This is a genomic window from Candidatus Clostridium eludens, from assembly GCF_045310515.1.
Taxonomy (GTDB): domain Bacteria; phylum Bacillota; class Clostridia; order Clostridiales; family Clostridiaceae; genus Clostridium_B; species Clostridium_B eludens.
Genome location: NZ_JBJHZX010000090.1, coordinates 1 through 6,815, shown reverse-complemented (window position 1 = coordinate 6,815; position 6,815 = coordinate 1). Strand labels below are relative to the sequence as shown.

Below are 6,815 nucleotides of genomic sequence, written 5' to 3'. Positions count from 1 at the left end.
GTTTATTTGACTCATTTCTTTCATTACGAAATTACTTTCTTTACTGCTTTCGCAGCTCAAAAGAATTGCTGGTTTATCCTTATAAATAAGTTTACCTATATTCTTTATTCTGTTTAATTTTCAAGGATCATTTACTGTCTCATCTTGACGACTTTTGTAGTTTATCATGTATTTATAACTTTGTCAATATTTTTTTAAATTTTTTAAAACACAAAGTTTTATGAACCACATATGTTGTTACAACTGATATCTTGCAGCAACATGTGATATTCTATCACATTTTATATTTGTATCCTCATAAAATACACCAACCATATAAAAGTATCTCTTATATATTACACATACCTGTTATTTTCTATAATATACTTATATTGATACACTAGGTTATGTTGATTTACCAAACATAACTAAAACATATACTAACAAATGCTATGGCATGCCTATTACATGAAACGTTTAGGTATACAAACTTTTCAAAAAAACATCAGACATATTACATTTACACTCAAATCCAAAATATTTTAAAGCTTTTTCAAGAGCATATAATGTATAACTTATTATATCTTCTTTTGCATTTTCCCCCATATGTCCTATTCTTATAACCTTTCCCTCTAAATATCCAAAAGAACCCGCTATCAAAACATTAAAATTATCCAACATATATTTTCTAAGCTGATTTTCATCTATACTTTTCGGAATTTCAATAACAGTAACAGTATTAGAATATCCATTTTCTCCATATAGATTCAATCCTGCTTTTTGAATAGTTTTTCTGATAGCCTTACCTATTCTGCTATGTCTTTCTAAGATATCCTCTTCTTCCAAAATATTGTCTATAGCTACTTTAAGTCCAATTATATCACTTATAGGAGGTGTATATGGGAACCACTTATTTTCGTAGTATTTCTCCCAAACTAATAAATTGCAATAAAAAGATTTTATAGGTTCCTTTCTATTTTTCATAGCTGACAAAGCTTCCTCACTCATACTGACTAGAGTAAGCCCTGGAGGAGCCGAAATACATTTTTGTGAACCTCCTATAACTATATCTATCTTCCAATTATCAACTTCCAACTTTTCTCCTCCCATTGCAGAGACACTATCCACTAAAGTCAATATACCTTTTTCTTTAAGCAGAGGACATATCTTTGACACATTATTTAATACTCCCGAAGGGGTATCACAATGTACGATAGTTGCATATTTGAAATTGCTATCTTTATTCAAAAATTCTTCCAACTCTGTCACATCTATTTCTCTTCTTCTATTCCCTTTAAAGAATACCACTTTCCCACCATATAATTTTACTAAATCAGAAAATCCTTCTCCAAATATACCATTGTCAATTACAAGCACCCTGTCTTCCTCTTCTGTAAGAGATGCGCAAGCCGCTTCTAATCCTAACATACCTTCGCCGCCTAATATCCTAACCTGATTTTTAGTTTTTAAAAATTTCCCTATATTTTTACATGTATCCCTATAAAAATCATAGAATTCAATATCTAAATCTGGATTGGTACACCTTACACTTCTAGCAAATCTAACATTTTCCCTCACTTCTGTTGGACCTGGTGTCATTATATACGGAACTTTCAATAGGACCACCTCTTTAACAATTTTAGTAGTATTATAACACTAGTATTTTCCTTTACAAAATGTATGGATACAATTTAGTAAATAGTATATAAATTGCTCTATAAGAAGAACATATCTTTATACCCCATAATCATTTTATTAGTTTTATATTTAGCACACTATGTTAAAATATAAGAAAAGCATACCTAAATAACAGGAAGGAAATCTTTTATGAAAATTGAAGAAGAACTCACAAGAAAAATCAGTGAAATATGTAAAAACTACAAAGATGAGCCTATTGGCGGATATATTTTCGGCAATGGACCTATTCCTTGCTCCATATTATTCATAGGGGAGGCTCCTGGAAAAACAGAGGTTATACAGGGGAAACCTTTTGTTGGCATGGCAGGAAAAACTTTTGAAAAATATTTGAATTTTATAGGGTTAAAAAGAGAATCCGTAAGAGTAACAAATACTTGTTTTTTCAGACCTATTAAAATTAAAAAATTAGAAAATGGTAAAGAAAGCATAAGTAATAGAACCCCTAAGACTTCTGAAATTGAATTATTTAAGGATATATTAAATAAAGAAATCAAGCTTGTAAACCCAAAAGTAATTATAACTTTGGGAAATGTACCTTTAAAAAGATTTACTGAATTTGACTTTATAGGTAAGTGTCATGGAATTATTTATTTCAATAAAAATTTAAACAAATATGTATTTCCTATGTATCATCCCTCTGCTTTAACCTATAATAGAAATGAAAGTTTTCAGTACATGTATGAAAATGATTGGAAGAAATTAAAAGACGCTCTAAATAATCTTTAGAGCTCCCTTTTATAAGAATTTTTTTTATTAATAATATAACATATTAAAAAGCCTATGATCCCACCTATAGTATCTATGAATACGTCTCTTATTCTAGCTGTTCTCCCTGGTATAAATATCTGGTGAATTTCGTCTGAACAAGAGTATAAGAACAATACTGCAATTGAAAATATAAATACTTTTTTCATCTCAAATTTTTCTTTTGTAGCGTTAAATAATACTACAGCCAGTATAAGATATTCTAAAAAGTGAGAGACTTTTCTTACTACAAAATTAGATAAACTTCCAAAGACACCATTTAAGTTTAAACCTAAAGCCTGAAATATATGTATAACAAGTCTACTTTTTTCGTTTGATACCACTGCCGGTTCATTGGAAAAAACAAATATTACTACCATCCATACTATAACTAAAATCCATTTAATTTTTTTCATATTAACCTTTCCTTGAATATCGCCAGAAAAAAACTTTTAATTTGATATAAGTTTTTTAAAATTTTCTAACTGCTTCAATAGCTTTATAGTATTTTCTATATCATCAATACATATCATTTCTGAAGTGGAATATTTATATCTACATGGTACTGCAATCTCTCCAGTTCTTATACCAATTCTTTCTTTGTGCACTAGTTCTCCCTGAGACTTGCCTTTACTTATACTATATTGAAGTTTCACATCTTCATTTCCAGCTGCATTTTCTAGTATATCTTTTATATCTTTATGCATTATCAGTGAGCTGTCTATAATTTTTAACACCGGACCTTTGCCTATGTCTATTGCTGTCTCTTCAGCATTATTTACATTTTCAGTACCCACTATTATGCAATAATCAGGATCTATATTATTTGCGGCTATTCTTGCACCTATCCCTCCAATTTCCCCTTGGGATGCAAATACAAAGTTTAATTCCACATCAACTACTCTAATTTCTTCTATAAGTTTTAAGAGTATGTAACATCCCACTTTATTATGAAGTAGAGGACTAATAATATTATTATTTCCTACTTTTAAATAAGGCCCCACAAGAGAAGCCATATCTCCTTCATTCACTTTTTTCAATGTATCTTTCCTATCATTGGTACCTATGTCAACAAAAACACCTTTTGTAGAGCTATATACCTTGCCTAATGTTCCATTATTAAATCTTATAAAACTATGTGATATATCATTATTATTAAAATTTCCTATGTTATCTACCCTTATCATTCCATTTTCATCTATATGATTAACTATAAATCCCACTGAATCCATATTAGAACATATCATAATCTTATCTTTGCCAGAACCCAATTTTAATGATATATTACCTATATTATCTTCATATATATCATGGGCACTTTCTTTTAGGCGTTCTTTTATTACTTGTCTAACTTCATCTTCTTTTCCGCTAATTCCAAAAGAATTAATTAATTTTAATAGAAGCTTATCCATAAATTCTCACTCCTTATACACTTTAAATATTTATATTATATTCCTCTAAATAACTCTTTAACAGAGCTAAGGTGTTATCATAATCAGCTAAGCTGCACACAGAAATATTAAAATTCATGTATCTACAAGGTATTAATATCGATGCTGTTTTACAATTATTTGCGGCGAGATAAACTGCTTTAACTTCTCCTTCACCTTGGGTATTGCCAATTTTCTGATATGGTATACCCATGCCGTCAGCTTTATTTCTAATGGATTCTACAATTTCTCTGCTGAATATGCATTGTCCTCCTTTAAAAGGTATAACAGGACCACCCCTTAATTTATCTGTGGTTAAACAGTCAGGAACTTCTGCATAATCTATACTATTTATAGTATCTAAAATTATAACTAAATCTGGATTAATATTATAAGCTGCCCCATAAATTCCTCTCTGATCTATATTTCCCTGAACATTAAATACACCATATAAATTGCACTTTAATTCTTCTTTTAATACCTCTATAAGTATAGAACATCCTATTCTATCATTTAGAGCTTTTCCTTTTAAAAGATTGTCCCCAAAACTAGAAAAGTCATTATTAAATATTGCAAAATCTCCTAATGAAATAATCTTTCTACATTCCTCCTCAGAAAAAGCACCTATATCTATACACATATTTTCATAAGATACTTCTCCACTTCTTTCTTTACTGCTTTGAATATGTATTGGCTTTATTCCAATCACACCAGGTATTTTTTTACTTCCAATTAAAACAGCTTTACAAGGAAGTGTATTCTTATCTATATTTCCCAGAGATGAAAATTTCAATGTACCATCTTTATTATAGGCTGTTATTATAATACCTGATTCATCCATATGAGAAATTATCATTATTTTAGGTGAAGAATCATTTTTATTATTTTTATGAACTATAATATTTCCCATTCTATCTACAGCTATATTTTCAGTAAAAGTACTTAGCTCATCTCTTATTACATCTCTAATTTGCTCTTCATAACCTGAAGGTCCTATAGAATTACAAAGTTTCTCTAAAAGCAAAATAACCCCTCCAATTCGCTTTCTTTTAGTTCCTGGATAAATCTTGCTAGAAGCTTTCCTGTATTTCTTATATCTTCTAAATTAACTACTTCCACAGAAGTATGCATGTATTTTATAGGAATAGATATAAGAACTGTAGCTATTCCGCCTGCGGAAGTCTGAATATCCCAGGCATCCGTTCCTGTATTTCCCGGTTCAACTTCAACCTGATAGGGAATATTGTATTTATCTGCCGTTTGTATCAGCCTATTTCTAATTTTAGTATGTATGTTAGGTCCTATGCATATAACAGGTCCTCCTCCTAACCTATTTTCCCTATCACTATCTCCCAATATACCACTATCAAAAGTTACATCAAGTGCTATGCCTATATCAGGCTTAATCTCATGACTGGCCATTTTAGCTCCTCTATGTCCTACCTCTTCCTGACATGAGCATACAAAGTAAACATTTAAATCTGGATTTACATTTTTAAGTTCCCCTGCACAAACATACATGGCAAAGATGCTAGCTCTATTATCTATAGATTTGCAGCTTACATTATCATTCAAAAGCTGTATCATCTTTCTATTTAGTGTAACATAATCCCCTAGCCTAACTAAGCTTTCCAATTTTTCTATAGATAGACCAGTTTCTATGTATAGATTTTTCATATGAACCTTATTTTCTTCCTTAGCATTGTAATCAGATTTTAATACCACAATTCCAGGTACAGTTTCTTTTCCATGAACAATGACTTCCTGAGACACAAGGCTTTTGGCATCCACCCCAAATGCTTCAAATTTTATAAAACCTTCTTTAGAAATTTCCTTTACCATTAAAAAAATTTCATCTGCATGGGACATTATCATTAAGCTGCTAGGAGTTGTACCCTTTTTACATATATACATATTATTTAATTTACTTATATTTATATCTCCAAATTCTTTAAAATTATCTTCTATAATAGAATACAACCAATCTTCTCTTCCACTTGGTGCATGAGCTTCACATATTGTTTTAAAAAAGTCTAAATCCTTCATATTTACCTCCAATCAAATATATTATCTAACTTATAATTTATACAATATTTCTTATCATATAGAATTTATATTGATTAATATATTATAATTATACCATAACTATAATTAAAGTTTTTCAATTATTGGAATTTAATAATTTATTTTACACCCATTATAAATTAGTTATAATAAAAAACACAATAAACCGTGAGGAGGAAACTATATTGAACATACCTGGATATGTTATAAAAAAAATGATAACTTATTTTGGAAATGATATCAAAAGAATAAATCATGCACTAAAAGTGTATGGTTTTAGTAAAAGTATAGGAGAATTAGAAGGACTGAATAAAAATGAAATGCTGGTACTTGAATTATCTTCTATACTTCACGATATAGGAATTAAAGAAAGCGAAAAAAAGTACAATAGTTCAGCAGGAAATTATCAAGAAATTGAAGGTCCTCCTGTAGCTAAAGAATTACTTAAAGATATTGATTTACATAAAAATACAATAGATAGAATATGTTTTTTAATAGGTAACCACCACAGCTACAATAAAATTGACAATATAGATTTACAAATATTAATTGAAAGCGACTTTTTAGTAAATGCATATGAAGATAATATTAAAAAATGCCATATTGAATATATTAAAAATAAACATTTTAAAACTTCTACTGGTAAAAAATTTCTTAATTCAATTTACATTTTACATTGAATAATTATATGTTGTTGTAATTTTTAAACAAAATAAAAAAGGAAGCATATATGCTTCCTTTTGGTGGCTCACCGGGGAGTCGAACCCCGGACACCATGATTAAAAGTCATGTGCTCTACCAACTGAGCTAGTGAACCAAATTCACCTGGCGACGACTTACTCTCCCACAGAGCCTCCCCTGCAGTACCATCAGCACTGTGGAGCTTAACCTTCCTGTTCG

The 6,815-nt window shown here is 29.7% G+C and carries 7 protein-coding genes, 1 tRNA gene and 1 rRNA gene; 2 read left to right on the top strand and 7 right to left on the bottom strand.

Annotated features, from left to right (window positions below):
* Positions 1–456: 456 nt before the first annotated feature.
* Positions 457–1,596 (bottom strand): pyridoxal-phosphate-dependent aminotransferase family protein, encoded by a 1,140-nt coding sequence (locus ACJDU8_RS24905; RefSeq protein WP_406794884.1) that lies wholly within the window; start codon positions 1,594–1,596, stop codon positions 457–459.
* A gap of 210 nt (positions 1,597–1,806) precedes the next feature.
* Between ACJDU8_RS24905 and ACJDU8_RS24900 the strand changes: the two genes are divergently transcribed.
* Positions 1,807–2,403 carry a uracil-DNA glycosylase gene (locus ACJDU8_RS24900; protein ID WP_406794883.1) on the top strand — a complete coding sequence of 199 codons (597 nt, stop codon included), beginning with the start codon at positions 1,807–1,809 and terminating at the stop codon, positions 2,401–2,403.
* On the opposite strand, the gene ACJDU8_RS24895 is transcribed toward ACJDU8_RS24900, so the two are convergent.
* The 4 genes from ACJDU8_RS24895 to ACJDU8_RS24880 are packed head-to-tail and all read right to left on the bottom strand — an operon-like array spanning position 2,400 to position 5,897.
* The gene (locus tag ACJDU8_RS24895) at positions 2,400–2,837 is read right to left on the bottom strand and encodes a VanZ family protein (RefSeq protein ID WP_406794882.1); all 438 of its coding nucleotides are present in this window, start codon (positions 2,835–2,837) and stop codon (positions 2,400–2,402) included. The two genes, ACJDU8_RS24900 and ACJDU8_RS24895, sit on opposite strands and share 4 nt — an antisense overlap.
* A gap of 36 nt (positions 2,838–2,873) precedes the next feature.
* Positions 2,874–3,833 (bottom strand): M42 family peptidase, encoded by a 960-nt coding sequence (locus ACJDU8_RS24890; protein ID WP_406794881.1) that lies wholly within the window; start codon positions 3,831–3,833, stop codon positions 2,874–2,876.
* A gap of 22 nt (positions 3,834–3,855) precedes the next feature.
* Positions 3,856–4,875: a M42 family metallopeptidase gene (locus ACJDU8_RS24885; protein ID WP_406794880.1), complete on the bottom strand. Its 1,020-nt coding sequence runs from the start codon at positions 4,873–4,875 to the stop codon at positions 3,856–3,858.
* Entirely contained in the window at positions 4,866–5,897 is a 1,032-nt protein-coding gene (locus ACJDU8_RS24880) for a zinc-binding metallopeptidase family protein (RefSeq protein WP_406794879.1), read from the bottom strand. Before ACJDU8_RS24880 ends, ACJDU8_RS24885 begins: the two co-directional genes overlap by 10 nt.
* Positions 5,898–6,130: 233 nt before the next feature.
* Here ACJDU8_RS24880 and ACJDU8_RS24875 point away from each other — a divergent pair, with 233 nt between their 5' ends.
* Complete coding sequence (locus ACJDU8_RS24875; RefSeq protein ID WP_406794885.1) at positions 6,131–6,595, top strand: HD domain-containing protein; 465 nt, start codon at positions 6,131–6,133, stop codon at positions 6,593–6,595.
* Between the two features lie 61 nt (positions 6,596–6,656).
* Here ACJDU8_RS24875 and ACJDU8_RS24870 read toward each other — a convergent pair.
* Together ACJDU8_RS24870 and rrf are read right to left on the bottom strand one after the other, a co-directional pair.
* Positions 6,657–6,732: transfer RNA gene (locus ACJDU8_RS24870), tRNA-Lys, on the bottom strand.
* A 6-nt stretch (positions 6,733–6,738) separates the two neighbouring features.
* Positions 6,739–6,815, bottom strand: a 5S ribosomal RNA gene (gene rrf / locus ACJDU8_RS26005); the annotation flags it as partial.